Source organism: Streptomyces nojiriensis, assembly GCF_017639205.1.
Lineage (GTDB): Bacteria > Actinomycetota > Actinomycetes > Streptomycetales > Streptomycetaceae > Streptomyces > Streptomyces nojiriensis.
Genome location: NZ_CP071139.1, coordinates 3,850,001 through 3,874,917 on the forward strand (window position 1 = coordinate 3,850,001; position 24,917 = coordinate 3,874,917).

The following is a 24,917-nucleotide window of genomic DNA, read 5'->3' on the forward strand; positions in this document are numbered from 1 at the left end:
AAGTGGACGGGGTATCAACTTCTGGCGTTGATTTTTGGCACGCTGTTGAGTTCTCAAGGAACGGACGCTTCCTTTGTACTCACCCTCGCGGGCTTTCCTCCGGGCTTTCGTTCTGTTCTTGCGTTTCCGACTCTATCAGACTCTTTCGTGTCCGACTTCCTCGGCGCTTTCCAGGTTTTCGCTTTCGCGCTTTCCCTTTCCGGCGATTCCGACTCTACCAGAAGTTCTCCACCGGATTTCCCGGCTTCGGATTCCTGAATGAGGAGTCGGTTGTACCCCACTGGAATTCAATTCCTTTTGGGGGTGAGAGAGAGTTTAAACCATCGCTGCCGAACTTGTCCAGTTCGAGGCAACCGTTCGAATCTACCTCCCCGCGCGCTCCGTGTCAACGGTCTTCGCGGGACGACGAGGAGACTAGCAGCTCAACAGGCTTGTACGCACATCAGGCCGCGGTCGGGAGCGTCGCCGTCTGGTCGGCCTCCTCCACGTCGCCCACGTCGCCGGCGCGCGCGGCCCTGCCGCCCAGGATGAAGACGTAGAGCAGGAAGGCGACCTCGGCTGCGACGCCGATCGTGATGCGGGCCCAGGTGGGGAGGCCCGACGGGGTCACGAAGCCCTCGATCAGGCCCGAGATGAAGAGGACCACCGCGAGGCCGATGGCCATGCCGAGGGCGGTGCGGCCCTGTTCCGCCAGGGCCGCGCGGCGGGTGCGGGGGCCCGGGTCGATGACCGTCCAGCCCAGGCGCAGCCCCATGCCCGCAGCCACGAAGACCGCCGTCAGTTCGAGCAGGCCGTGCGGAAGGATCAGGCCCAGGAAGACGTCGAGGCGGCCGGCGGAGGCCATCAGGCCGAGGCCGACGCCGAGGTTGGCCATGTTCAGGAAGAGGATCCAGAGCACCGGTAGCCCCAGGAACGCGCCCAGGACCAGGCAGATCGCCGCCGCCTGGGCGTTGTTCGTCCAGACCTGGGCGGCGAAGGAGCCCGCGGGGTGGCTGGAGTAGTACGTCTCGTACTGGCCGCCCGGCTGCGTGAGCGCCTTCAGGTCATCGGGGGCCGCGATGGCGCTCTGGACCTCCGGGTGCGTGGCTATCCACCAGCCGATGAGTACGCCGAGCGCCGTGGAGAGCAGGGCCGTCGGTATCCACCAGCGGCGGCTGCGGTAGACCGCGGCGGGGAAGCCCGCCGTGAAGAAGAGGGCGGCGTCGCGCCAGCCGGCCCGGCGGGTGCCCGTCACCGTGGCGCGGGCGCGGGCGACCAGCTGGGTCAGCCGGCCGGTGAGCATCGGGTCCGGGGCGCTGGACTGGATCTGGGAGAGGTGGGTGGAGGTGCGCTGGTAGAGCGCGACGAGTTCGTCGGCCTCGTCGCCGGTGAGCTTGCGGCCGCGGCCCAGGAGCTGCTCCAGGCGTTCCCACTCGGCACGGTGTGCGGTCACGAAGACGTCGAGATCCATCCGGTTTGCCGCTCCCCTGTCCCAGGTCCCCTGGCCACTGCCTATTCCTAGTGTGGTCAGCTTGGCAGACTGGAGGCCGTAGGGGCGGGGGCAGGTCACATGAGAGGTGCTGTGGTGAGCGATCTGGTGACGGGGGACGCGGTCGTCCTGGGGCTCAGGCCCGCGCGGCTGCCGAGCCGCGGGCTGGCGATCCTCCTGGACCTGGCCGTGTACGTCACCGGATACGTGCTCATCTCGGTCGGGCTGACCATGGCCACCGCCTCGCTGGACGACGCCGCCCAGGCGGCCGTCGCGGTGGCGAGCTTCCTGCTGTTCCTGGTGGGCGTCCCGATCGCGGTGGAGACCCTGTCCCACGGGCGTTCGCTCGGCAAGCTCGCCTGCGGGCTGCGGGTCGTACGGGACGACGGCGGGCCGATCCGGTTCCGGCACGCTCTGGTGCGCGGGGCCCTGGGGGTCGTGGAGCTGATCCTGACCTTCGGGTCGATCGCGTGCATCGCCTCACTGGCGTCGGCGCGGGGGCGGCGGCTCGGGGACGTGTTCGCGGGGACCCTGGTGGTCCGGGAGCGGGTGCCGGGGACCCGGGTGATGCCGGTGCCTCCGCCGCCTCCGTGGCTGGCGGGGCGGTTCACCGGGCTGGACCTGTCGGCGGTGCCGGACGGGCTGTGGCTGGCGATACGCCAGTACCTGACGCGGATGAACCAGCTGGATCCGCAGGTGGGCGCCGCGATGGCCGTGCGGCTCGCGGACGATCTGGTGGCGCGTACGGGGGCGCCGCCGCCGGCCGGGGTGCCGGCCGCCGCGTTCCTGATGGCCGTGGTGCACGAGCGGCAGTCGCGGGACGCCGCCCGGGCGTTCCGGCCGTCCGCCGTCGGTCCTGGCTCCGGGTTCGCACCCGCGCCGGTACCGGAGCCGGTTCCGGTCGTGGCACCGGTCCCCTACGTGGCTCCCGCACCCGTGGCACCCGTGGCGCCCGCGGCGCCCGCGGAGGCTCCGCGCGCCGGCGGGTTCGCGCCGCCCGCCTGAAGGATCACTGCTCCTCGAAGACCGAGGGCGGTGTCTCCAGGTGTTCGAGTTCGATGCCGGGGGCCGAGAGCACCACGTCCCCGGCGATGTGGATCGTGTGCACCTCGCCCGTGTCCAGGGCGCTTACCTGGTACTCGTCCACCAGCAGCGGGCCGCTGTCCGTGGGGTGTTCCCGGCGGGCGACGAGGGCCCAGGCCTGGTCGACCGTACGGGGTGCCAGGACCGGATCGGTGAGGGCCAGGAGCCGGACGCGGGTGGCGGGGGCGCCGGGGGTCAGGCGGAGCAGGCGGGTCGTGGCGACGAGGAAGGCCGGGGAGGTGCCGGTGAAGCCGGGGGCGGCGATGTTGCCCTCGGTGGCCTCGGTTCCGGTGGGATCGGTGCGGACCCAGGTGACGCCGTCGATGGCGGCGCCGCGCACCTGCCAGCTCGCGGCGTTGAGCTCCATGCGGATGGGGCGGCCGAGCTCGTCGATCGCCAGGTCCACGGAGCCGCGGTGGTCGCCGTCCGGGCCGGTGAGCTGGGAGACGTAGCGCCAGCCGGAGGGCCCGGGGGCGCAGTGGAAGTGCTCCTCGCCGAGCGGGGTGTGGTCGTGCGGGTCGTGGAGCGAGTAGCGGCCGCGGGGCATGGTGCGCACTCTTCTCGGGGTCGAGGGACAAGGGGCAGGCCCCCGGCACGGGTGCCGGGGGCCTGCTTCAGGTACGTCCGCGGTCGATCAGTTGGTGATCAGTAGCGGTAGTGGTCCGGCTTGTACGGGCCCTCGACCTGGACGCCGATGTACGCGGCCTGCTCCGGGCGCAGGGTGGTGAGGCGGACACCGAGGGCGTCGAGGTGGAGGCGGGCGACCTTCTCGTCGAGGTGCTTCGGGAGCACGTAGACCTCGGTCGGGTACTCCTCCGGCTTGGTGAAGAGCTCGATCTGGGCCAGGGTCTGGTCCGCGAAGGAGTTCGACATCACGAAGGACGGGTGGCCGGTCGCGTTGCCGAGGTTCAGCAGGCGGCCCTCGGAGAGGACGATCAGGACCTTGCCGTCGGGGAACGTCCAGGTGTGGACCTGGGGCTTGACCTCGTCCTTGACGATGCCGTCGACCTTCGCGAGGCCGGCCATGTCGATCTCGTTGTCGAAGTGGCCGATGTTGCCCACGATGGCCTGGTGCTTCATCTTGGCCATGTCGGAGGCCATGATGATGTCCTTGTTGCCCGTGGTCGTGATGAAGATGTCGGCCGTCTCGACGACGTCGTCGAGGGTGGCGACCTGGTATCCGTCCATCGCCGCCTGCAGCGCGCAGATCGGGTCGATCTCGGTGACGATGACGCGGGCGCCCTGGCCGCGGAGGGACTCGGCGCAGCCCTTGCCGACGTCGCCGTAGCCGAAGACGACCGCGACCTTGCCGCCGATGAGGACGTCGGTGGCGCGGTTGATGCCGTCGATCAGGGAGTGGCGGCAGCCGTACTTGTTGTCGAACTTCGACTTGGTGACGGCGTCGTTCACGTTGATCGCCGGGAACAGCAGGGTGCCCTCGGACATCATCTCGTAGAGGCGGTGGACACCGGTGGTGGTCTCCTCCGTCACGCCGCGGATCTCGGAGGCGAGCTGGGTCCACTTCTGGGGGGACTCGCCGAGGGTGCGGTTGAGCAGGGTGAGGATGTGGGCGTACTCCTCGGAGTCCGCCGTCGACGGGTCCGGGGCCGATCCGGCCTTCTCGAACTCGACGCCCTTGTGGACGAGGAGGGTGGCGTCACCACCGTCGTCGAGGATCATGTTCGGGCCGCCGGTGGGGGTGTTCGGCCAGGTCAGCGCCTGCTCCGTGCACCACCAGTACTCCTCCAGCGTCTCGCCCTTCCAGGCGAAGACGGGGACGCCCTGCGGGTTCTCCGGGGTGCCGTTCGGGCCGACCGCGATGGCGGCGGCCGCGTGGTCCTGGGTGGAGAAGATGTTGCAGGAGGCCCAGCGGACGTCGGCGCCGAGGGCGACGAGGGTCTCGATGAGTACGGCGGTCTGCACGGTCATGTGCAGCGAGCCGGTGATGCGGGCGCCGGCCAGGGGCTGCGCCTCCGCGTACTCGGCGCGGATCGACATCAGACCCGGCATCTCGTGCTCGGCCAGGGTGATCTCCTTGCGGCCGAACGCGGCAAGGGAGAGGTCTGCGACCTTGAAGTCCATGGGTGCTGCTCCTCATGGTTCGAGAGGGTGGGTACGGCTGGGCCGTGCGCCGTCCTGGGGACGGGACACCGAGCACAGTCCGTCGGGGGTCCTCTCTCCCCTCGGCCGGTCGCAGGGACCGCCCGACCCGCCATCAGCAGCGACGCCTGACACTGGGCACGAATCTACACCGGTCGGCGCAGCGAGCCCCAGTCGGACGAGGAAGAAGCCGGGCGGGGATTCACGGGCACCGGCTTCGGCGAACGGTCGGGGGCCGCTCCTGACGGGGCGTCGACCTGGGGGTACCGGGGAAGATCCGGTGAGCGGGACCCAGCAGTGGCGCGGTTTCGGCCAGACCGTAGTCTTCCGGCCGTTCGCACTGGTGGGAGGGGTTTCGGAGTCATGAAGAACAGACCTGGGCGCAAACGGGGCATATGGGCGATCACCCTTCTGATCCTGGGCGTCGCGCTGAACGGCATCGCGCTCGCGCTCATGGTGAGTCAGTTCAAGGTGCACAGCTATGAAGGCGCCGCCATGCTGCCCACGCTGCCCCACGGGGACCTGGTCATGGTGAAGAGGCATCCGTCCGAGGTGCACCGCGGCGACGTCGTCACCTACGACCCCGTCGGGTGGGAGGGGCCGGGGCCGAACCTCGGGCGCGTGGTGGCGGTGGGGGGCGACCACATCGCCTACGCGAAGGGGGACCGCACCCTGACCCTGAACGGGCGGCCGCTCGAAGAGCCCTACGTACTGGACGACGCTCCCGGGGCTCCGGATCTTGCCTTCGCCGTCTCGGTGCCACAGGGCCGGGTCTTCATCCTGGGTGACAACCGCGGCAACTCCGCGGACTCCCGCTACTACTCGGAGCTCCAGCAGGGCACGCTGCCGGTGTCGGCCGTGACCGGGCTCCGGATCGCCGAGGAGGACAGCGTGCTCATGGGGGTCCTCGGCCTGGTGTCGAGCGTCGGAACGCTGGCCCTGCCCGTGGGGATCGGGCTGGGCATCGCCGCACTGGTGGCGCGGAGGAAGAAGCAGCCGGTACCGGCGGGGCCCGTCTGGGGCGCCGTGCACGTCGACGAGCCGTAGGCGACGACAACTCGAAGGCCCCCGCGGGCTGCTGCTCGCGGGGGCCTTCGGGCGTTCATGGCTCTTGGCCGCTCGTCTACTTGGCGGCTTCGGGGCGGTAGATGTCGGGTTCCAGGTAGATCACCCGGGCGATCGGGACCGCCGCGCGGATGCGGGCCTCGGCGGCGTTGATCGCGTCGGCCACCTCGGTCGCGGTGTCGTTGCCCTCGACCGCGATCTTGGCGGCGACCAGCAGCTCCTCCGGGCCCAGGTGCAGGGTGCGCATGTGGATCACGCGGGTGACGACGTCCCCGTCGACCACCGCGGCCTTGATCTTCTCGACTTCCTCGACGCCGGCGGCCTCGCCGAGCAGCAGGGACTTGGTCTCCGCGGCCAGGACGATCGCGATGACGATGAGCAGGATGCCGATGCACAGGGTGCCGATGCCGTCCCAGACCCCGTTGCCGGTCAGCAGGGCGAGGCCGACACCGCCGAGGGCCAGCACCAGGCCGACGAGCGCGCCGAAGTCCTCCAGCAGGACGACGGGGAGCTCGGGGGCCTTGGCCCGCCTGATGAACTGGGTCCAGGTCTGCTCGCCCCGGATCTCGTTCGACTCCTTGATCGCGGTGCGGAAGGAGAAGGACTCCGCGATGATCGCGAAGAGGAGGACACCGACGGGCCAGTACCAGTGCGTGATCTCGTGCGGGTCGTGGATCTTCTCGTAGCCCTCGTAGATGGCGAACATGCCACCGACGGTGAAGAGCACGATGGAGACCAGGAAGGCGTAGATGTAGCGCTCGCGCCCGTACCCGAAGGGGTGTTGCGGCGTCGCCTCGCGCTGTGCCTTCTTGCCGCCGAGGAGCAGCAGTCCCTGGTTCCCGGAGTCGGCCAGTGAGTGGACGCTTTCCGCGAGCATCGACGAGGAGCCGCTGAAGAGGAATGCCACGAATTTGGCTACAGCGATGGCGAGGTTGGCGGCGAGTGCCGCCACGATCGCCTTGGTACCGCCCGACGCGCTCATGGGTGCAGGGTGTCCTTCCTAGCCACTGACTACCGGCCGCACATTGTTGCAGCCGGTGGGAGGGACGCGACGTCAGACCACCACGGTGGCACGGAAGATCGTCCCGCTTCCGGACAGTTCGACCTTTTCGCCCGCCGGTACGAAGACCGACTCGCCGGGGGCCAGGGCCAGTTCGCCGGCCCGCGGGGAGCCGGCCGTGCAGAGCAGGATCTGCGGGGTGTCGTGCGGGAGTACGCGGGGGGCGCCGCCGGGCGCGAGGAGGAAGCGGGAGAGCCGGAACTCGTCGATGGGGGTCTCGTAGACCTCCTCGGCGTCGCCCTCGGGGCGCAGCAGGTTCGGGTCGCCGGGCTCGAACTTCGCGATCTTCAGCAGCTCGGGCACGTCCACGTGCTTGGGGGTGAGCCCGGCACGCAGCACGTTGTCCGAGTTGGCCAGCAACTCGACGCCGAGGCCGTCGATGTAGGCGTGCGGGACGCCGGCGCCGAGGAACATCGCCTCGCCGGGCTGGAGTCGGACGTGGTTGAGCAGCATCGCCGCGATGACGCCCGGGTCGCCGGGGAAGTGGTGGACGAGCGTGGCGTACGGGGTGTAGCGGCCGCCGATGCGCGTGACGGCGACGGCCACCTCGTGCACGGTGTGGGCCATCTCGACGCGGTCCGCGGTCAGTACGGCCGTCAGCATCTCGCGCAGGGCGGCCTCTTCGGGGTGCGCGCGCAGCAGGTCGACGTACGGCTTGAGGCTGTCCACGTCCAGGCCGGCGAGGAGGTCCGCGGCCTCCTGCGGCGGACGGAAGCCGCACAGCCCGTCGAACGCGGTGAGCGCGCAGATCATTTCGGGCTTGTGGTTGGGGTCCTTGTAGTTGCGGTGGTCCGCGTCGATCGGGACCCCGCGGCGCTCCTCGTCCTCGAAGCCCGCCCGGGCCTGGTGCAGGTCGGGGTGGACCTGGAGGGAGAGCGGGGCGCCGGCGGCGAGGATCTTGAACATGAAGGGCAGCCGGGGGCCGAACCTGGCGACGGTGGCGGCGCCCAGCTCGCCTTCGGGATCGGCGGCGATGACGTCCGAGAGCAGCCGCTCGCCCGCTCCCCGGTCGATGCGGGAGGGGGCGCCCGGGTGGGCTCCCATCCACATCTCGGCCTGGGGCTCACCGGTGGGTTCGACACCGAGGAGCGTGGGAAGGGCCGTGGTGGATCCCCAGGCGTAGGGGCGGATCGTGTTCGTCAGGCGGTCCATCGTCGTCTTCCTGGATAGAGCTGGGTACTTCAGTGCCTCAGCTGTGTCCGCCGGAAGCCAACGCCAGGTAGGCGGTGGCGAAATCCGTGACGGCGAGGAGTTCGGCGAGCTGCTCCAGTTCGGCGCCCTCCTCCGGTTCGAGCTCGCTGATCGCCGTGTCGTGGCTGAGGGCGAGCTCGCGTGCGGCGGGGGCGGCGGTGAGGCCACCGGCCGGCCGGTCGCGCAGCAGGACGACGCGGGCGCGAAGGGCCTGGGGCTCTTCGACCCGGTCACGGAAGAAGTCGTCGGGGTCGGCACCGGCGGCGAAGGATCCGGCGAGCAGGACGCCGTGGGCGGGCAGTGCCTCGGGAAGCACGGCGGCCAGGGCGGGGCGGCCGGCGAGCTCGGCGAGGGTGGCGGCGAACCGGCGGCCCGCGGGGGCGGCGCCGGTGCCCTCGCTCCAGATGAGCGGGAGGGAGTCGGCCAGCTCGGCGGCGAGGGTCTTGGCCGGGTTGGAGTAGGTGGCGATGGCGGGCCCGCAGCGTTCGGCCGTACGGTCGAGCCGGTCGGCGACGAGCTGCAGGGTGTCGGGGGCGGCGGTGATCAGGCCGACCTTGTCGAGGAGCAGCAGCAGCGGCGTCAGCAGGGCCCACAGGGCGCCGGGTCCGGCCGCGGCGGACTCGTCGTACTCCTGGTACGGGGCCTTGGCCATCGGTACGAGGAGCCCGTGCGCGCCGTCCACCGCCTCGCTCAGCGGTGAGCGCTCGGGGGCGACACCGACGACGGTGCAGCCGCGCCGGTACGCCTGCTCGGCGAGGACGGCGAGCCCGGGCTCGGTGCCGTCGGTGGTGGCGAGGAGCAGCAGGTCGACGGGTCCGGCCCAGCCGGGCAGGGACCAGCGCAGCGCGCCGGCCGCGTGGGCGACGCCGGTGGGATCCAGCCGGATGACGGGCGCGGAGGCTCCGGCGAGGGCGCCGAGCAGGTCGGCGACGCCGGTGGCGGCGGTGCCGGGCCCGGCGATCAGGACGGAGCGCGGACGGCCGTCGGGGCGCAGCTCGGCGAGACCGGCCTCGGTCGCGTGCCGGGCGGCGGTACGGACTCTGGCTCCGGCCTCGGCCGCGCCGCGGAGCAGGCCCCTGCGGTCGACGCGGGCGAGATCGTCCGGTGCGTCGAGGAGCGACTCGTCGAGCATGGCGGCCTCCGGCGGTGTTGACGGATCCAGGGTGGCGGAATCGGTCTCAGCGTCTGCGTGTGCCCTTGTTGCGGGGCGCGCGGCAGGGGGTCAGGCGGGGCGGCGGGCCTCGTCCACGAGGAGCACGGGGATGCCGTCACGGACCGGGTACGCGAGGCCGCAGTCCTGGCCGGTGCAGATCAGCTCGGGGGCCGTCTCGTCGGCCGACTTGTCCTCGAGGGGCGAGTGGCAGGCGGGGCAGGCGAGGATCTGCAGGAGGCCGGCTTCGAGCGGCATGGGGCGTTTCCCTTCGGGCATGTGGGTGGGGCGAGGTCAGCGTACCGCCGAGTTCGCGGCGGTGCGGTGTTGTGGGGGCGGGTTGGGCCCCGGGGGCTGCGCCCCCGGGGAACCCGGCTCCGCCGGGCACCGGGCTCCGCCCGGCCCTGCGCCTCGAACGCCGGCGGGGCTGGATCGGCGGAGCCCGGTTCTTGAGTGCCGCAGTGCCTCAGGCGCGGATGAGGGCCAGGGCCTCGTCGCGGATCCTGGCCAGGGTGGCCTCGTCACGGGCCTCCACGTTCAACCGCAGCAACGGTTCGGTGTTCGAGGCCCGGACGTTGAACCACCAGTCCTCACCCGTCACCGTCAGCCCGTCCAGCTCGTCCAGCGTGACCCCCTCACGGGCGCCGAAGGACTCCTTCACCGCCGCCAGACGGGCCGCCTGGTCACCGACCGTCGAGTTGATCTCCCCCGAACCCGCATAACGGTCGTACGAAGCCACCAGCCCCGACAACGGCCCGTCCTGACCACCCAGCGCCGCCAGCACGTGCAACGCCGCCAGCATGCCCGTGTCCGCGTTCCAGAAATCCTTGAAGTAGTAGTGCGCCGAGTGCTCACCACCGAAGATCGCACCCGTCTTCGCCATCTCCTCCTTGATGAAGGAATGACCCACCCGGGTCCGGACCGGCGTGCCACCGTTCTCCCGCACGACCTCCGGAACCGACCACGAGGTGATCAGATTGTGGATCACCGTGCCGGTGCCTCCATTGCGCGCCAGCTCACGCGCCGCGACCAGCGCCGTCACCGCCGACGGGGACACACCCATACCGCGCTCGTCCACGATGAAACAGCGGTCCGCGTCACCGTCGAACGCGATCCCCAGATCCGCACCCTCCGCCAGCACCCGCGCCTGCAGATCCACGATGTTCTTCGGATCCAGCGGATTCGCCTCGTGGTTCGGGAACGTCCCGTCCAGCTCGAAATACATCGGAACCAGGTCCAACGGCAGGCCCTCGAACACCGTCGGAACCGTGTGACCGCCCATCCCGTTGCCCGCGTCCACCACCACCTTCAGCGGACGGATCGACGCCAGGTCCACCAGACCCAACAGATGCGCCGCATAACCGGGAAGACTGTCCAGCTCCGTGACCGTCCCGGGAACCGTGCCCTCCGCGACCGGCGGCGCACCCTCGTCCGACCACTTCTCCACCAGAGCCCGGATCTGCGACAGACCCGTGTCCTGACCCACCGGAGCCGCACCCGCACGACACAACTTGATCCCGTTGTACCGCGCCGGATTGTGCGACGCCGTGAACATCGCACCCGGCAGACCCAGCGAACCCGACGCGTAATACAGCTGATCCGTCGAACACAGACCGATCAACGTCACATCCACACCCCGCGCCGCCGCACCCCGCGCGAACGCCCCCGACAGACCCGGCGACGACGGACGCATGTCATGACCGATCACGATCGCCGCAGCGCCCACGACCTCCACGAAAGCGGCACCGAACAGCCCGGCCAAGGACTCGTCCCACTCGTCCGGCACGACACCACGCACGTCATACGCCTTGACGATGTTCGAAAGATCTGCGGCCACTGCCTGCCCTCCTGAAGGTCCTGTGCGGTTCAGCAAAACCTACCCTGAACCAGGAGCAGCTCTTCAGACCGCCGGAGCGTCAGGAATCGGGCGATCTCAGGACGCGCAGGTGTCCACGACGGGTCTCGCCGGTGGACGGGCCGCCCTGGCCGTGGCCGCCGGCCTCGGCCGTGCGTCCCGGCGGGCGGGCGGCTTCGCGGACGGCGTTGGCGAGTGCTTCGAGGTCGTCGCCGCTGGGGCGGGACGGCCCGGAGCTGTCGGACAGGCGCACGACGTCCCAGCCCCGTGGGGCGGTCAGGCGCTCCGAGTGCTCGGCGCACAGGTCGTAGCAGTGGGGTTCGGCGTAGGTGGCGAGCGGGCCGAGAACTGCGGTCGAATCGGCGTAGACGTACGTCAGTGTCGCGACGGCAGGGCGGCCGCACGCGGTGCGCGAACAGCGACGTACAAGGCTCACGACGTTGGACGGTACCGCACTCTTGACCGGGCCGCGACGACTCCACCTCCGCTCACTCCCCCGTGTCGTGCTCGGAGCTACCCTGCGGGGGTGACCGACACCCCTCTTCCGCCCTGTCCCGCCGAGCCTCCCGCGGGGGCCCGGACCGAGCCCCGCCCGCGGCGGCGGGACCGGCACGGGCGCGGGATGCGCGGTCCGCTGGCGCCTCCTCAGGTGCCGTTGTCGGCAAGCCGGTCGGAGCTGTTCGGGGACCTCGTACGGGATTCCGTGGAGCGGCTGGAGCGGCGCTGGCCGCAGCTGGCCGAGGTGGAGTTCCTGATCGGTGACGTGCCCGGGCCGCCGGGCGGTCCGGACGGCGGCTGGAACGACGAGGCGGTGCCGCTGGGCGCGGTGTCGGAGTCGCGCGAGGGCCGGCCCGCCCGGATCGTGGTCTTCCGGCGGCCGGTGGAGATCCGGACCAAGACGCGGGACGAGAAGGCGATGCTGGTCCACGAGATCGTGGTGGAGCAGGTGGCGGAGCTGCTGGGGCTCTCGCCGGAGACGGTGGACCCCCGGTACGGCCAGGACTGAGAGCCGTCCTGCTGCCGCGTACCGGGGGTGCCCCGTCATCCGGTGGTCGATCCGGTCATCCGGTCATCCGGTCAGGACGGAGAGGTCCTGGGCGGCCTTGGGGACCGAGACCGTGGAGCGGTCGTCCGAGAGTCCCTGGACGGTGAACATCGCGATGCCCTCGTGCGGGAGGGACAGGGTGCGGGCCGCGTGGACCGGGCCGCCCGAGACGGTCTCGACGGTGAGGGCGTAGGAGCCCTTGCCGCCCGCCGGGGCGAGGGTGAGCGTCTGCGTGGTGCCCGCCTTGACGTCGACCTCCTTGGAGGCCGCCTCGCCGCCGCCGGTGCCCGGCGAGGCGGTGACCTTGACCTTCGCGTCGGCTCCCGGGGCGGTCAGGGCCAGCAGGGTGGCGTTCTCCTCGGGCCGGTTGTCGGCCACGGTGGCCCGTGCTCCGACCGGCCCGGTGGCGGGGATGAAGCCGATCTCCTGCTTGGCGCCGCTGCCGCGGACCACCCGTAGCGCCGCGACGACCGGGGCGGACTTCTTGGGGTCGGACGGGGTCAGCAGCAGCGAACCGGCCTCGCCGCGGGTCAGGTCCTTGAGGTCCGCGGCCGCCGTCATACCGGCCTTGACGTGCAGCTGCTCGTTGCCGGCCGGGCTGATCGAGCCGCCGGGTGCGGCCAGGCGCACCTTCAGGTCCGCGTCTTCCTCGCCCGGTACGAAGACGACCAGCTTCACGGAGGCGGCGTCCGCCGGGATGCCCGGCAGTACGAGCGAGCCCGCGGGGTCGGCGGAGGCCGGCAGCCAGTCGGCGCCCACCCCCTCCTCGCCGACCTGCACCGATGCGCCGACCCGGCCCGCGCGGGTGGTCACGTGGGCGGTGGCGTCGGCGAGCTGCGCGCCCGGGACCAGGGTGGACAGCAGGACGGTCTTGGTGGACTTGGGGTCGACCCGGATGCTCTCGCTGGTGCCGGCGTCGGGCTTGGCCGGTCCGTCCGGGCCGAAGACCTTGATGTCGACGATGGCCGCGGCGTCGTCGGGGTTGGTGAGGTGGACGTAGTCCTCGCGGCCCTTGGCCGTGCTCACCGCGGGGAACCAGAAGTCGGTGCCGGGTGCGGTGCAGCCGACGCCGAGCACGCCGCGGCTCCGGCCGACCGAGACCTTGGTGGTCAGCTGCGCGGTCCAGCCGGGGGCGAGGACCCCGTCGGCGCTGCCGGTGAGGGCGGGGGCGTCGGCGCCGCTCGCGGTGGCCCCGAGGGGCTTGCCGGGCTCCTTGGGTTCCAGCACCGGTTTGGCGTCCTTGGTCGCGCCGAGCAGCCGGGCCGAGCCCTTGCCCTCGCCGGCGGGCGCGCCGGGGGTGAAGGACGTGTACGTGGTCTCGGCGATGTCCGAGGAGCTGGGCCCCGGGCACACCAGCAGGGACCGTTCCACCGGCATCCGGGCGGCGGCCGCCTTGCCGTCGGCGGCCTTCCCGTCGGCGGCGGGTGCGGTGAGGGCGGCGACGCCGGTGAGGGCGGCCAGGGCCGCGGTCACCGCCGCCAGCGTCAGGGGTGCGCGCTGCTTCACTGCTGGGGGCTCCCGTCCGGACGCGGGTCGTGCGGTGCGTGGGGGTGGTGGGGGTCGTACGGCTGGTACGGCTCGTACGGGTAGGTGTACTGCTGCTGGTCCGGGTCCTGGACCGGCTGGTTCGGGGGCTGCTGCGGGTAGGGGTCCGCGTAGGCCTGACCGCCGTGCCCGCCCTGGCCGGCCTGACCGCCCTGCTGGTCGTACTGCGGGTACTGGTCGTAGGGGGTCTGCTGCTGCTCGTAGGCGTAGCCGCCCTGGTCGCCGTGCGCCTGGTACGCGTAGCCGTCGTCGCCGTACGCCGGCTGCGCCGGGATCTGCGCGTACGGGTCGGCGACCGCCGCGGTCTCCGCCGGTACGGGGGCCGATTCGGCCTCGGCGCGCAGCCGGCGGGCGCGGCGGCCCTCGCCGGCCTCGCCCGGGCCGGGCCGGTCGGGGAGCGCGGCCTCCTCCTCCGGCAGGTCGTCGTCGAGCTCCGCACGGCGGCCGGGCAGGGCCATCACCACCAGGACCAGGGCGAGGAGGCCCTGGACCCAGTACCAGGCGGTCCGCAGCAGGGAGTCCTCGTGGACGAGGTCGAGGCGGCCGCCGTCGGCGGGCAGTTCGAAGCCCTGCGCCCAGCCGTCGAGGGTCTTGGGCTTGAGGGGCTTGCCGTCGAGGGTGGCCTGCCAGCCTTCGTCGGCCCGGTCGGCGATGCGCAGGACGCGGCCGGCGTCACCGGCGGGGATCTTGCTGTGGACCTCGACGGGTCCGGCGGCGACCGGGATCGGGGCTTCGCCCTGCTTGCCGGAGACGACGACCGCGCGCGGCAGCCAGGGTTCGACGCCCCACAGGGCGGTGCCGTCCTGCTGGTGGCGCCGGCTGAGGCCCGGGGTGGCGTCGAGGACGCGACGGATCTCCTCGGGGCCGCCGGGGCGGAACATCACGAAGCGGATGGCGTAGGCGCTGAGCTGGCTGGACTGGTCGGCGCCGGAGCCGGCGACGAGGTTGGAGACGACCTTGTCGAGGCGGGTGTCGGCGCCGGTGCGCGCGGTGACCTCCGCGTCGCCGATGCGGCCGCCGGAGCCGCGGACGAGGCTGTAGGAGACGGTGGCGGGCGGGGCCAGGTCGAGGATCAGGGTGCGGGTCTGGTTGTCGTCGCCGCCCGCGTCCGCGACGAAGGCCGGGACCTGGACGGGGTCGCGGCGCTGCAGCGGGCCGTCGGCGCCGGCGAACATCCAGGTCGCGGCGGCGACCAGCGGGCCCACTGCGGCGGCCAGGGCGATGAGGGCCGCCAGCGGCTGGCGCCAGCCGAAGCTGCGGGCGGCGACGCGTTCCCTGGCTCCGTCGGCTCCGAGCGCGGCGGCGGCGAGCAGGGCGAGCCCGTAGACGAGGGTGGCGGGGCCGGCCCAGGCGGTGCGGTTGAGGACGACGGCGAGGAGCAGTCCGGCCAAGGCGGCGGCCCAGGCGGTGCGGACGGCGAAGGCGCGGTCGGCGCGCAGCAGGGCGGCCAGGGCGGCGAGGACGATGCCGACGAGCACCGGTCCGGCGCCGGTGCCGGGGCCGCCGGGGCTGATGGCGAGCAGGCCCAGGGCGTCGGCGGAGCCGGCTCCGAAGGGCAGTCCGGCCTCCTGCAGGAGGCGGCCGGGGTGGGTGAACAGGCCCAGTGACCAGGGGGCGAGCACGACGAGCGGGACGGCGAGGGTGGCGAGCAGCCGCAGGCCGTACGCCTTCCAGTGGGCGCGGCGCAGGACCAGGGCGGCGGTCCCGAGGACGGCGGCCAGCGGCCATACGACGGGGGTGAAGGCGGTGGTGAAGGTGAGCAGCAGCGTGTACGTCCACACCGCGCGCCGGCCGCCCCGCCGGTCGGTGGCTTCCGCACCGTCGGCGAGGTCGAAGGCGGCGACGCCGGCGCGGGCGAGGAGGGGGAGCGCCACGGCGAGGACGGCGGTGCCGAGGCGGCCGCCGGCGAGGGCTCCGGTCACGGCCGGCAGGAAGGCGTAGGCGATGGCCGCCCAGGCGCGCAGCAGCCGGGATTCGACGAGCGGCCGGGAGGCGAAGTAGGCGGTGAGGCCGGCGAGCGGGACGGATCCGGCGAGCAGCAGGGTCAGGGCGGCCTGGGTGGAGCCGAACAGCAGGGTGGCGAGGGTGCCGAGGACGGCCAGGTAGGGCGGCGCGGACGCGGTGGAGCCGGTGCCGACGGCGTGCCAGCCGTCGGTGTAGGCGCCCCAGAGTTCGGAGCCGCTGCCGGGGGCGGGCAGCAGGGCGCCGCCCATGAGGGAGTCGCCGCCGATCAGGGCGCGGCAGGCGGCGAGGGAGACGACGGCCAGGAGGCCGAGGAGCAGGGGGGCGGGGTTGCGGGCGAGCCGCTTGAGGCGGGCGAAGCGCTCGGTCTCCACCAGGTAGTCGCCGTCCTCGCGGGGGGCGTCGAGGACGCTGCCCCCGCCGTGGCGGCCCGCGGGGGCGGCGGCGGCGTCGCGGTCGCTGCCGAAGTAGCCGGCGAGCTGTTCCGCGTTGGCCCGCAGGGAGGCTCCCGGCGGGGGGAAGAGCGGGCGCAGTTCGGCGGCGGGGACGGCGGGGCGGCGGCGGGCCTTGCGGGCGGCGAGGAGCCGGCCGGGGCGGAGCAGGGTGGCGAGCAGGCCGGTGAGTTCGTCGACGGCCTGGCCGGGGGCCTTGCCGATGAGGTAGGCGAGGGTGCGCAGCACGGTGCCGAGCAGGACGCGCAGCAGGACGTACGGGAGGGCGCGGCCGGAGCTGTTGGCGAGGATCGTGTAGACGGCGCCGGCCTTGTCGACGCGGTGCGGGCCGGCCGTGGTGCGTCCGGCGCAGTCGACGGTGCGGCGTTCGCGGGCGGCGGCCTCGGCGTGCCGCAGGACGGCGTCGGGGGCGACGAGGACGGTGTGGCCGGCGCTCTGGGCGCGCCAGCACAGGTCGACGTCGTCGCGCATCAGGGGCAGGCGCCGGTCGAAGCCGCCGAGCTCGTCGTAGACGTCGCGGCGGACCAGCATGCCGGCGGTGGAGACGGACAGGACGGGGCGGACCTGGTCGTGCTGGCCCTGGTCCTGTTCGCGGCGGTCGAGGCCGGTCCAGCGGCGGCCGCTGCGGGCGATGGTGACGCCGGCTTCGAGGAGCTGCTTCTTGTCGTACCAGCCGCGCAGCTTGGGGCCGATGACGGCGGCGTCGGGGTTGTCCTCGGCGACGCGGAGCAGTTCGGTCAGGGCGTCGGGTTCGGGTGCGCTGTCGTCGTGCAGGAGCCAGAGCCACTGGACGGGTTCGCCGTGGGGGAGGTCGGGCAGGTCGTACGTGTCGTCGCGCCAGGTGCGGCTGACGGGGTCCCAGCCGCTGGGGCGCTTGAGGTACGGGAGGTCCTCGGGGGTCGGGGTGCCCGCGGAGCGTGCGGATTCGTCGACCGCGGTGCCGAAGCCGGTGCGGCGGGCGAGGTGCAGGACGCGGTCGTCGCCGAGGGCTTCGGTGAGCAGGCGCGCGGAGTCGTCGGAGCTGCCGGTGTCGGCGGCGATGTGGTTCTGCGCGGGGCGTTCCTGGCCGAGGAGGCCGGCGAGTGTCCGGGGCAGCCAGCGGGCGCCGTCATGGGCGACGAGGACCGCGGTGACGACGTGCCGGGGGAACTCGGGTGTGGCTGGGGCCTGGTAGGAGGCCGTCGACTGGCTGTGCAGGGACATCGCGGTACGGGCCCTCCGGCCGGGGGTCCGGGGGTGGTGTGCCCTCGGAGGCTGCTGGACAGCGCCCCACCCTAACGGCTGTCACGACAGCGGTCCGCCTCCTGCGGGGAAGGTGCAGGAGGCGGACCGTGTGCCGTGCTGTGTGTCGCGCTCGTCGTCCCGTTCGGCGCGCTGTCCGCCATGCGTCGAAGTGCGCTCTGTGGTGCGTGCTGCGGTGCGGGTCGTGGTGCGTGTCGTGGTGCGTTCGCTATGTCGTGCGTGGTGCGGTGGGTGCCTGACCGGTGGTGCGTCGGCCGTTTCAGACCGCTGCCTTTTTCAGGCGGCGGCGTTCCCGCTCGGACAGACCGCCCCAGATGCCGAATCGCTCGTCGTTGGCGAGGGCGTACTCAAGGCATTCGGAGCGGACCTCGCAGGCGAGGCAGACCTTCTTGGCCTCGCGGGTGGAGCCGCCCTTCTCGGGAAAGAAGGACTCGGGGTCGGTCTGGGCGCACAGAGCGCGCTCCTGCCACCCGAGCTCTTCGTCCGCCTCCTCGACCAGCAGTTCCTGAAACAGCTCGGTCATGTGCGCCCCTCGCTCTGTCTGTGCGTCCCCGTGACGATGTCGTCACTGATTGCTACGTAACGACACGAGTGAAATTACAAGTGCGTGGCTCCGGGGCAGTCAAGCCGAGATCTGCTATTGGGCCCCTTATTCACTCTGCGGAACCAAGCCTATGCAGAAAGTGTTCATATCGCCAAAAATCGTGACACATGCCACCGGCACCACAGGATGCCCGCCTTTACCCGTATTCCACGTGCCACCTCCGGGCGGGGTTGCGGTCCGGCCGGAGAAGCGGCGCAGATCACATTCAGGTCACGGAAGTCGGGATCGTGTTTGAGCGCCGACACAGCGCCACATCCCCTGTCGCACACTGCACAAACCTTTCTCCGGGCACGGTAACCGGATGAGGTGAAACTTTTACCCCAAAGCGGACATTGGGTTGACAGTCAGACCCCCGAGCCGTTCTCCTTGTTTGCATGTCAGCGCCCGCAGCCACCACCCGGACCCCCATTCGTGGGTTCCTGTGCGCTGCCCAGGTTCGCTGTTGCTGTTGCAGCTGTTGATGCCCGCGGAGCCCCGGCTCCCCAGAGCTCCGGCCCGTCCCCGCAGCAACCGCCAGCACCACTGACATACGTCGAGGTACCCCCCACGATGAACAGCACGAACAGCGCCACCCCCACCTCCCCCGTCGCCTCCGCCACGGTCGAGAGCGACCTCCAGATCGCCGGCGACATCCTCGCCGTCCAGCACCTCCTCCAGCCCGCCCGTGAACACCCGGCCACCGTCGCCGAGTTCGCCGGGCTCGCCCGCTCCATCGCCGAGGACCGCGCCTCCTGGGAGCACCTCGTCGAGTACGACGCCACCACCCGCTGGTACCACCGGCTGCGCACCGGCCCCGGCTACGAGGTCTGGCTGCTCAGCTGGGTCCCCGGCCAGGGCAGCGGCCTCCACGACCACGGCGCCTCCTCCGGCGTCATGACCGTCCTGGAGGGCGAGCTCACCGAGCACACCCCCCGCGGCCGCAGCACCCACCGCCCGGGCACCCAGCGCGTCCTCGCCCCCGGCTACGCCCACGAGGTCGTCAACGACACCCTCGACGGCGCGGTCAGCCTGCACGTCTACTTCCCCGGCCTGACCGAGATGCCGATGCACAGCTGCACCCCGGCCGAATCCGCGTCCGTACCGGCCTGACCTCCACCCCCCGACGGCAGTGCGGCTGACAGACTGTCTGCATGCGCATTGTTGTTCTGGCCGGCGGTATAGGCGGCGCCCGGTTCCTGTCCGGACTCAAGTCGGCGGTGCCCGACGCGGACATCACGGTCATCGGCAACACCGGTGACGACATTCACCTCTTCGGCCTCAAGGTCTGCCCCGACCTGGACACGGTGATGTACACCCTCGGCGGTGGCATCAACGAGGACCAGGGCTGGGGCCGCACCGACGAGTCCTTCACCGTCAAGGAGGAACTCGCGGCGTACGGGGTCGGCCCCACCTGGTTCGGCCTCGGCGACCGCGACTTCGCCACCCACATCGTGCGTACGCAGATGCTCGGCGCGGGCTACCCGCTGAGCGCCGTCACCGAGGCCCTCTGCGACCGCTGGCAGCCCGGCGTACGGCTGCTGCCCATGTCCGACGACCGGGTCGAGACCCACGTCGCGATCACCGAGGCCGGCACCGGGGAACGCCGCGTCATCCACTTCCAGGAGTACTGGGTCCGGCTGCGCGCCTCGGTGGCCGCGGAGGCCGTCGTACCCGTGGGGGCCGAACAGGCCAAGCCCGCGCCCGGTGTGCTGGAGGCCATCGCCGCCGCCGACGTGATCATCTTCCCGCCGTCGAACCCCGTGGTCTCGGTCGGCACGATCCTCGCCGTCCCCGGCATCCGGGAGGCCGTGGCCTCCGCCGCGGCGCCCGTCGTGGGCCTCTCCCCCATCGTCGGCGGCGCGCCCGTGCGCGGGATGGCCGACAAGGTGCTCGCCGCGGTGGGCGTCGAGTCCACCGCCGCCGCGGTCGCCCTGCACTACGGGACCGGGCTGCTGGACGGCTGGCTCGTGGACACCTCGGACGCGGACGCCGTCGCCGAGGTCGAAGCCGCCGGGATCACCTGCCGCGCGGTGCCGCTGATGATGACCGACGTGGAGGCCACCGCGGAGATGGCCCGCGCCGCGCTGGAGCTGGCGGAGGCCTCCCGGTGACGCCGGCGCCCGCGTACGAGGTGCGGGCCGTCGACGGGATCCCGGAGGTCAGGCCGGGCGACGACCTGGCGAAACTGATCACGACGGCCGCCCCCGACCTGCGGGACGGGGACGTCCTGCTGGTCACCTCGAAGATCGTCTCCAAGGCCGAGGGCCGGATCGTGGAGGCCGACTCGCGCGAGGCGGCGATCGACGCCGAGACCGTACGGGTGGTCGCGCGCCGGGGTCCGCTGCGGATCGTCGAGAACCGGCAGGGCCTGGTGATGGCCGCGGCGGGTGTGGACGCCTCCAACACCGCCCCCGGCACGGTGCTGCTGCTGCCCGAGGACCCGGACGGCTCGGCCGCCGCGATCCGCGCCGGCGTGCGCGACGTCCTGTCCGTGGACGTGGGCGTGGTCGTGACGGACACCTTCGGGCGGCCGTGGCGCACCGGACTGACGGACGTGGCGATCGGCTCGGCCGGTGTGCGGGTCCTGGACGACCTGCGCGGCGGCACGGACGCGCACGGCAATCCGCTGAGCTCGACGGTGGTGGCGACCGCGGACGAGCTGGCCGCCGCCGGTGACCTGGTGAAGGGCAAGGCGGCCGGGCTGCCGGTGGCCGTCGTACGCGGGCTGGGCCACGTACTGGGCGAGGGTTCCTCGGCCCGGGACCTGGTGCGCTCGCCGGCCGACGACATGTTCCGGTTGGGGACGTCGGAAGCGGTACGGGAAGCCGTGACGCAGCGCCGCACCGTACGGGCCTTCACGGCGGAGCCGGTGGACCCGGGCGCGGTGCGGCGGGCGGTGGCGGCGGCCGTGACGGCCCCGGCCCCGCACCACACGACGCCGTGGCGGTTCGTGCTGCTGGAGTCCGAGGCCTCCCGGGTGCGGCTGCTGGACGCGATGCGGGACGCGTGGATCGCGGACCTGCGGGCGGACGGCAAGTCCGAGGAGTCCGTGGCGAAGCGGGTGCGGCGCGGGGACGTGCTGCGGGCCGCCCCGTACCTCGTGGTGCCGTGTCTGGTGACGGACGGCGCGCACCACTACGGGCACGCCCGGCGGGACACGGCGGAGCGGGAGATGTTCGTGGTCGCCATGGGCGCGGGCGTGCAGAACCTGCTGGTCGCGCTGGCCGGGGAGCGGCTGGGGTCGGCGTGGGTTTCCTCGACGATGTTCTGCCGGGACGTGGTGCGGGAGGTGCTGGAGCTGCCGCAGGACTGGGATCCGATGGGAACGGTGGCGGTGGGGCACCCGGCGGCGGTCCCGGCGGAGCGGCCGGGGCGGTCCGCGGCGGACTTCATCCAGGTGCGGTGACGCCTGCGGCGTGCCCGGCGGATCGGCGGGCCGCCCGCGCCCTGCCGGGCGCCCGGGTCCGGCGGGGCGGGGGCGCCTGACGGCAGGGCCGAGGGGAAGCGTCGCAAGGCGGACGGGGGAGTCCGTGCGGAGCATCGACGACCGAGGACGACGCGGCGAAGCGCGGTGCCAGGGCCCGCGGGCCCTGGTGACCGGCGGGCCGCCTAGAAGCGGCCGATGTCGCCGCGCGGCATGCGGGGCGTGCGGCGGGGCGGCGTGTGGCCCGCGAGGAGGACGAGGCGGGCCGCGCGGTGGCGCTGGCCCGCGTACGGGGCGAGGAGCTCCAGCATGGCGGCGTCGTCGGTGTCGCGGTCGCCCGCGAGGGCGTATCCGATGATGCCGGGCAGGTGGAGGTCGCCGGTGGTGATCGCGTCGGGGTGGCCGTTGCTGCGCTGGAGGGTCTCGGCGGAGGTCCACGGGCCGATGCCGGGAACGGCCTCCAGCCTTCGCACGGCCTCGGGCAGGTCCATCGCGGCCGCCTCCTCCAGGCGGTTCGCCAAGCGGGCCGCCCGCACGATCGTGGCGGAGCGCTTGGCGTCGACCCCGGCCTTGTGCCAGTCCCAGGACGGGATCATGGCCCAGGTGCGCGGCGCGGGCACGACGTACAGGTCCGGGCCGGCCGGGCCCGGGGCGGGCTCGCCGTACTGCCGGACCAGGCGGCGCCAGGCGCGGTAGGCCTCGTCGGCGGTGACCTTCTGCTCCAGGACCGTCGGGATCAGGGATTCGAGGACCAGGCCGGTACGGGTGAGGCGCAGGCCGGGACGGCGGCGGTGGCTGGCGTGCACGAGGCGGTGGCGGGGCACGAAGGCGGCGGGGTCGTCGGCCGCGCCGAGGAGCGCGGGCAGCTGTTCGAGGAACCAGTCGGCGCCGGGGCCCCAGGCCTCGGCGTGCACCAGCTCGCCCGCACGGGACACGCGGAGGGTGGCCGGGCCCTGCGGGGTGCGGCCGGTGCGCCAGACCGAGCCGTCGGGGGTGGTGCGGAAGGTGGGGTCGGCGGGGCCGCGTCTGAGGGGGCCGAGGGTGAGGCCGAGGTCGACGGGCCCGGCGGGGGTCCAGCTGCGCTCCCGGGCCCCCGAGCCGGCGGCGGCGCCCCGGCCGGCGGGTACGTCGGTGCGGCCGCCGCGGACCGCGGCGCGGGTGAGGGGATCGAAGCGGCCGGCCATGCCACCGAGCGTAGCGCTGCCCGGCCGCGTCCCCCTGGGGCTCCGCCCCGGACCCCGCGCCGAGCGCCGTAGGGGGTGGGGGCGGGGCCCGGCGACGGCGCCGCACCCGCGAACCCGGCGGACGGCCTACGGCCGGCCCTGGAGTTTCGCCGAGGCCGTGCGGGTGGCGCCCAGTTTGGCGTAGAGCTTCGCGCCCGGGCACTGGGTGGCGAAGCCGTCCCGGTGGCCGGAGATGACGTTCATCTTCACGCTCTTGCCCTTGGGGTAGCGGTTGCCTCCGCCCGACGTCAGGGTGGTCTTCGCGCGCGGGTCCCGGCCGAAGAGGCCGAGCTTCCAGGCCGTGAGGCGGGCGACCGAGTCGACCACCACCGCGGGCGGGGCCGAGGAGGTGAAGGTGCCCAGCACTGCGACGCCCATGCTGTTGGTGTTGAAGCCCATGGTGTGCGCGCCGAGGACCGCCTTGGAGACGCCGCCCGCGCGGCCCTCGTAGACCGTGCCGCACTTGTCGACGGCGAAGTTGTAGCCGAGGTCCCGCCAGCCGTTGCTGATCACGTGGTAGCGGTACAGGCTGCGCAGGACGGCGGGGGCGTCCTTGCAGGCGTAGTTGTTGCCGGAGGCGGTGTGGTGGACGAAGGCCGCCTTGACCGTGCTCGTGTAGACGAAGCCCGACTCGCGCAGGCCCTCGTCCGCGCCCCAGCCCTTGCGGGTGACGATCCGCGGGCGCGGGCCGATGTACGGGGCGGCCGCCGCGGTCAGTTCGCCGTCGCTCGCGAAGATCGCGTCGGCGGTGGAGTCGGCCTTGTCGAGTGCGGTGATCTCGTTCGCGCCGAGCGAGGCGTGCGGGACGTTCGCGGCGGAGGACTCCGCCGTCTCCATCGTCATGGCGGGCACCGCCACCTCGCCCTTGCCGTCGCCGTCGGGGCCGGTGTTCTTGCCGTCGGAGCCCGTGGCGGGGGGTTCCGCGCCCGGGTCGACGAGCTCGATCCGCATGCCCGTGGGCAGCCGGGAGGGCGCGCGGGTGGCCGGGGCCCCGGATTCGGCCTGGACGCGGACCTCCACGGCGTCGGACTCGCCCACCCACAGCGGGGCGGTGGCGCCGCGGATCGGGCGGGAGCCGCGTTCCGCGGCGTCGGGGTCGGCGGCGTGCTCGCTGTTGTGGGTCTCGACGTCCTGCCAGTCCGACCAGGTGGCGGTCCGGGTGGAGCGGGTGCGCACCTGGACCCGGCCGTGCAGTTCGGTGGCCGCGTCGTCCCAGACCACGCCGACCAGCGAGAACGTCTTGACCTCGCGTGCGGTCAGGCCCTGCGTCTCGGGGCGGCCCGGGGAGGCGCTCATTCCGGGGACTCCGGGCGCCCGCGTCGCCGAGGGTCCCAGCGGGACGAGCGGCAGCGATTGGGTGGACCCGGCGGGGGTTACGGGGGCGGTCTCGGCCAGGGCGGGGGTGGCGAGCGCGAGGGGCAGGGCCAGTGCGGCGGCCGTCGCGACGCCGATCGAGGAAGCAAGGAATCCACGCATGAAAAGGATGGTGAGCACGTGGATCGCCGGGCGCCATCCGAGATCTGACGCTCCGTCCGACACGCCGCGCGTACCCCTCCCCCGTACGGAGGAGCCGACGGCCCCCGTACGGGGGACGGGCCCGCGTACGCTGTGCCGGGTGAACGCCACTGACCGCACCCCTGCCGACCTGCTGCGATCCGCGCTCGCCGCCGATCCGGGCCGCCCGCTCGTCACCTTCTACGACGATGCCACCGGCGAGCGCGTCGAATTGTCCGTCGCGACCTTCGCCAATTGGGTGGCCAAGACCGCCAATCTGCTCCAGGGCGACCTGGGCGCCGAGCCCGGGGACCGGCTCGCGCTGCTGCTCCCCGCCCACTGGCAGAGCGCGGTGTGGCTGCTCGCCTGTGCCTCCGTCGGGGTCGTCGCCGAGGTCGGCGGGGATCCGGCCGGTGCGGATCTCGTCGTCAGCGGGCCGGACACCCTGGAGCGGGCCCTGGCGTGCGGCGGTGAGCGGGTGGCGCTCGCGCTGCGGCCGCTGGGCGGACGGTTCCCGCAGCCGCCGGCCGGGTTCGCCGACTACGCCGTGGAGGTGCCGGGGCAGGGCGACCGCTTCGCGCCCTTCGTGCCGGTGGATCCCGAGGGCCCGGCGCTGGTCGTCGGCGGCGAGGAGCTCACGCACACGGCGCTGGTGGCCCGCGCCCGCGAGGACGCGGCGAAGCTCGGCCTCGGAGAGGGCTCGCGGGTGCTGACCGGGCTCGGCTACGACACCTGGGAGGGGCTCTCGGCCGGGCTGTACGCCGCGCTGGCCGCGGGCGGGTCCGTGGTGCTGTGCCGGAACCTGGACCGGCTCCCGGCGGACGGGCTGGCGCAGCGCAGCGAGAGCGAGCGCGTCACCCACACCGTCTGATCGCCGCCCGGAGGCCTGTCGCTCACACTGGTGAAAGGCAGGTACGGGCGATTTGTCACCCGGACGGCCCTAGACAGGCCCCCGCCCCCGGGCCGCTCCGGCGC

Annotated in this window: 21 protein-coding genes; 7 read left to right on the plus strand and 14 right to left on the minus strand. The window is 72.9% G+C overall.

All coding sequences use genetic code 11. From position 1 onward, the window contains the following. Positions 1–442 precede the first annotated feature (442 nt). Positions 443–1,450, minus strand: coding sequence for a stage II sporulation protein M (locus tag JYK04_RS17885; protein WP_189748553.1), 1,008 nt, complete (start codon positions 1,448–1,450; stop codon positions 443–445). Positions 1,451–1,564: 114 nt separating this feature from the next. Here JYK04_RS17885 and JYK04_RS17890 point away from each other — a divergent pair, with 114 nt between their 5' ends. Next, positions 1,565–2,473: an RDD family protein gene (locus JYK04_RS17890; RefSeq protein ID WP_189748550.1), complete on the plus strand. Its 909-nt coding sequence runs from the start codon at positions 1,565–1,567 to the stop codon at positions 2,471–2,473. A 4-nt stretch (positions 2,474–2,477) separates the two neighbouring features. Here JYK04_RS17890 and JYK04_RS17895 read toward each other — a convergent pair whose 3' ends face one another. Both JYK04_RS17895 and ahcY read right to left on the minus strand, forming a co-directional pair. Next, positions 2,478–3,098, minus strand: coding sequence for a hypothetical protein (locus JYK04_RS17895; protein WP_189748555.1), 621 nt, complete (start codon positions 3,096–3,098; stop codon positions 2,478–2,480). 98 nt (positions 3,099–3,196) lie between these two features. Beyond that, positions 3,197–4,633 (minus strand): adenosylhomocysteinase, encoded by a 1,437-nt coding sequence (gene ahcY, locus JYK04_RS17900; protein WP_189748547.1) that lies wholly within the window; start codon positions 4,631–4,633, stop codon positions 3,197–3,199. 381 nt (positions 4,634–5,014) lie between these two features. Here ahcY and lepB point away from each other — a divergent pair, with 381 nt between their 5' ends. After that, complete coding sequence (gene lepB, locus JYK04_RS17905) at positions 5,015–5,698, plus strand: signal peptidase I (RefSeq protein ID WP_189748544.1); 684 nt, start codon at positions 5,015–5,017, stop codon at positions 5,696–5,698. A gap of 76 nt (positions 5,699–5,774) precedes the next feature. Here the strand turns inward: lepB and JYK04_RS17910 are convergent, their stop codons facing one another. The 6 genes from JYK04_RS17910 to JYK04_RS17935 form a co-directional block, all read right to left on the minus strand. After that, positions 5,775–6,698, minus strand: coding sequence for a cation diffusion facilitator family transporter (locus JYK04_RS17910; protein WP_189748541.1), 924 nt, complete (start codon positions 6,696–6,698; stop codon positions 5,775–5,777). 72 nt (positions 6,699–6,770) lie between these two features. Then, entirely contained in the window at positions 6,771–7,928 is a 1,158-nt protein-coding gene (manA, locus tag JYK04_RS17915) for a mannose-6-phosphate isomerase, class I (RefSeq protein WP_189748538.1), read from the minus strand. A 37-nt stretch (positions 7,929–7,965) separates the two neighbouring features. Continuing rightward, complete coding sequence (locus JYK04_RS17920) at positions 7,966–9,099, minus strand: SIS domain-containing protein (RefSeq protein ID WP_189748535.1); 1,134 nt, start codon at positions 9,097–9,099, stop codon at positions 7,966–7,968. A 90-nt stretch (positions 9,100–9,189) separates the two neighbouring features. Then, entirely contained in the window at positions 9,190–9,375 is a 186-nt protein-coding gene (locus tag JYK04_RS17925) for a Trm112 family protein (RefSeq protein ID WP_030015246.1), read from the minus strand. 208 nt (positions 9,376–9,583) lie between these two features. Further along, the gene (locus tag JYK04_RS17930; RefSeq protein ID WP_202186068.1) at positions 9,584–10,954 is read right to left on the minus strand and encodes a phosphomannomutase/phosphoglucomutase; all 1,371 of its coding nucleotides are present in this window, start codon (positions 10,952–10,954) and stop codon (positions 9,584–9,586) included. 79 nt (positions 10,955–11,033) lie between these two features. After that, the gene (locus JYK04_RS17935) at positions 11,034–11,408 is read right to left on the minus strand and encodes a DUF3499 domain-containing protein (protein WP_189735614.1); all 375 of its coding nucleotides are present in this window, start codon (positions 11,406–11,408) and stop codon (positions 11,034–11,036) included. 90 nt (positions 11,409–11,498) lie between these two features. On the opposite strand from JYK04_RS17935, the gene JYK04_RS17940 reads away from it, so the two are divergent. Next, entirely contained in the window at positions 11,499–11,978 is a 480-nt protein-coding gene (locus JYK04_RS17940) for a metallopeptidase family protein (protein WP_373297393.1), read from the plus strand. A gap of 63 nt (positions 11,979–12,041) precedes the next feature. Here the strand turns inward: JYK04_RS17940 and JYK04_RS17945 are convergent, their stop codons facing one another. From JYK04_RS17945 to JYK04_RS17955, 3 genes are all read right to left on the minus strand, one after another. Beyond that, complete coding sequence (locus JYK04_RS17945) at positions 12,042–13,523, minus strand: DUF5719 family protein (protein WP_189735612.1); 1,482 nt, start codon at positions 13,521–13,523, stop codon at positions 12,042–12,044. Beyond that, the gene (locus JYK04_RS17950; protein ID WP_189735611.1) at positions 13,520–17,179 is read right to left on the minus strand and encodes a glycosyltransferase family 2 protein; all 3,660 of its coding nucleotides are present in this window, start codon (positions 17,177–17,179) and stop codon (positions 13,520–13,522) included. Before JYK04_RS17950 ends, JYK04_RS17945 begins: the two co-directional genes overlap by 4 nt. A 298-nt stretch (positions 17,180–17,477) precedes the next feature. Then, the gene (locus tag JYK04_RS17955; protein ID WP_003983763.1) at positions 17,478–17,741 is read right to left on the minus strand and encodes a WhiB family transcriptional regulator; all 264 of its coding nucleotides are present in this window, start codon (positions 17,739–17,741) and stop codon (positions 17,478–17,480) included. A 630-nt stretch (positions 17,742–18,371) separates the two neighbouring features. Here JYK04_RS17955 and JYK04_RS17960 point away from each other — a divergent pair. The 3 genes from JYK04_RS17960 to JYK04_RS17970 are packed head-to-tail and all read left to right on the plus strand — an operon-like array spanning position 18,372 to position 21,207. Then, a complete protein-coding gene (locus JYK04_RS17960; protein ID WP_189735609.1) occupies positions 18,372–18,911 on the plus strand; it encodes a cysteine dioxygenase in 540 nt (179 codons plus the stop codon). Positions 18,912–18,952: 41 nt separating this feature from the next. Then, positions 18,953–19,912, plus strand: a complete 960-nt coding sequence (gene cofD, locus JYK04_RS17965; RefSeq protein WP_189735607.1) for a 2-phospho-L-lactate transferase — start codon at positions 18,953–18,955, stop codon at positions 19,910–19,912. Beyond that, the gene (locus JYK04_RS17970; RefSeq protein ID WP_189735605.1) at positions 19,909–21,207 is read left to right on the plus strand and encodes a coenzyme F420-0:L-glutamate ligase; all 1,299 of its coding nucleotides are present in this window, start codon (positions 19,909–19,911) and stop codon (positions 21,205–21,207) included. The genes cofD and JYK04_RS17970 overlap by 4 nt, the downstream gene beginning before the upstream one ends. A gap of 203 nt (positions 21,208–21,410) precedes the next feature. On the opposite strand, the gene JYK04_RS17975 is transcribed toward JYK04_RS17970, so the two are convergent. Next, positions 21,411–22,409, minus strand: a complete 999-nt coding sequence (locus JYK04_RS17975; RefSeq protein WP_189735603.1) for a DNA-3-methyladenine glycosylase family protein — start codon at positions 22,407–22,409, stop codon at positions 21,411–21,413. A 126-nt stretch (positions 22,410–22,535) separates the two neighbouring features. After that, positions 22,536–23,924: a peptidoglycan recognition protein family protein gene (locus JYK04_RS17980; RefSeq protein WP_189735601.1), complete on the minus strand. Its 1,389-nt coding sequence runs from the start codon at positions 23,922–23,924 to the stop codon at positions 22,536–22,538. Positions 23,925–24,063: 139 nt separating this feature from the next. Between JYK04_RS17980 and JYK04_RS17985 the strand changes: the two genes are divergently transcribed. Beyond that, complete coding sequence (locus tag JYK04_RS17985; RefSeq protein ID WP_189735599.1) at positions 24,064–24,813, plus strand: TIGR03089 family protein; 750 nt, start codon at positions 24,064–24,066, stop codon at positions 24,811–24,813. Positions 24,814–24,917 lie beyond the last annotated feature (104 nt).

Bases quoted from the DNA above. Each gene is read 5' to 3' on its own strand.
- JYK04_RS17885 (WP_189748553.1), bottom strand. From the start codon at position 1,450: ATGGATCTCGACGTCTTCGTGACCGCACACCGTGCCGAGTGGGAACGC.
- JYK04_RS17895 (WP_189748555.1), bottom strand. From the start codon at position 3,098: ATGCCCCGCGGCCGCTACTCGCTCCACGACCCGCACGACCACACCCCG.
- ahcY (WP_189748547.1), bottom strand. From the start codon at position 4,633: ATGGACTTCAAGGTCGCAGACCTCTCCCTTGCCGCGTTCGGCCGCAAG.
- lepB (WP_189748544.1), top strand. From the start codon at position 5,015: ATGAAGAACAGACCTGGGCGCAAACGGGGCATATGGGCGATCACCCTT.
- JYK04_RS17910 (WP_189748541.1), bottom strand. From the start codon at position 6,698: ATGAGCGCGTCGGGCGGTACCAAGGCGATCGTGGCGGCACTCGCCGCC.
- manA (WP_189748538.1), bottom strand. From the start codon at position 7,928: ATGGACCGCCTGACGAACACGATCCGCCCCTACGCCTGGGGATCCACC.
- JYK04_RS17920 (WP_189748535.1), bottom strand. From the start codon at position 9,099: ATGCTCGACGAGTCGCTCCTCGACGCACCGGACGATCTCGCCCGCGTC.
- JYK04_RS17925 (WP_030015246.1), bottom strand. From the start codon at position 9,375: ATGCCGCTCGAAGCCGGCCTCCTGCAGATCCTCGCCTGCCCCGCCTGC.
- JYK04_RS17950 (WP_189735611.1), bottom strand. From the start codon at position 17,179: ATGTCCCTGCACAGCCAGTCGACGGCCTCCTACCAGGCCCCAGCCACA.
- JYK04_RS17955 (WP_003983763.1), bottom strand. From the start codon at position 17,741: ATGACCGAGCTGTTTCAGGAACTGCTGGTCGAGGAGGCGGACGAAGAG.
- JYK04_RS17960 (WP_189735609.1), top strand. From the start codon at position 18,372: ATGAACAGCACGAACAGCGCCACCCCCACCTCCCCCGTCGCCTCCGCC.
- cofD (WP_189735607.1), top strand. From the start codon at position 18,953: ATGCGCATTGTTGTTCTGGCCGGCGGTATAGGCGGCGCCCGGTTCCTG.
- JYK04_RS17975 (WP_189735603.1), bottom strand. From the start codon at position 22,409: ATGGCCGGCCGCTTCGATCCCCTCACCCGCGCCGCGGTCCGCGGCGGC.
- JYK04_RS17980 (WP_189735601.1), bottom strand. From the start codon at position 23,924: ATGCGTGGATTCCTTGCTTCCTCGATCGGCGTCGCGACGGCCGCCGCA.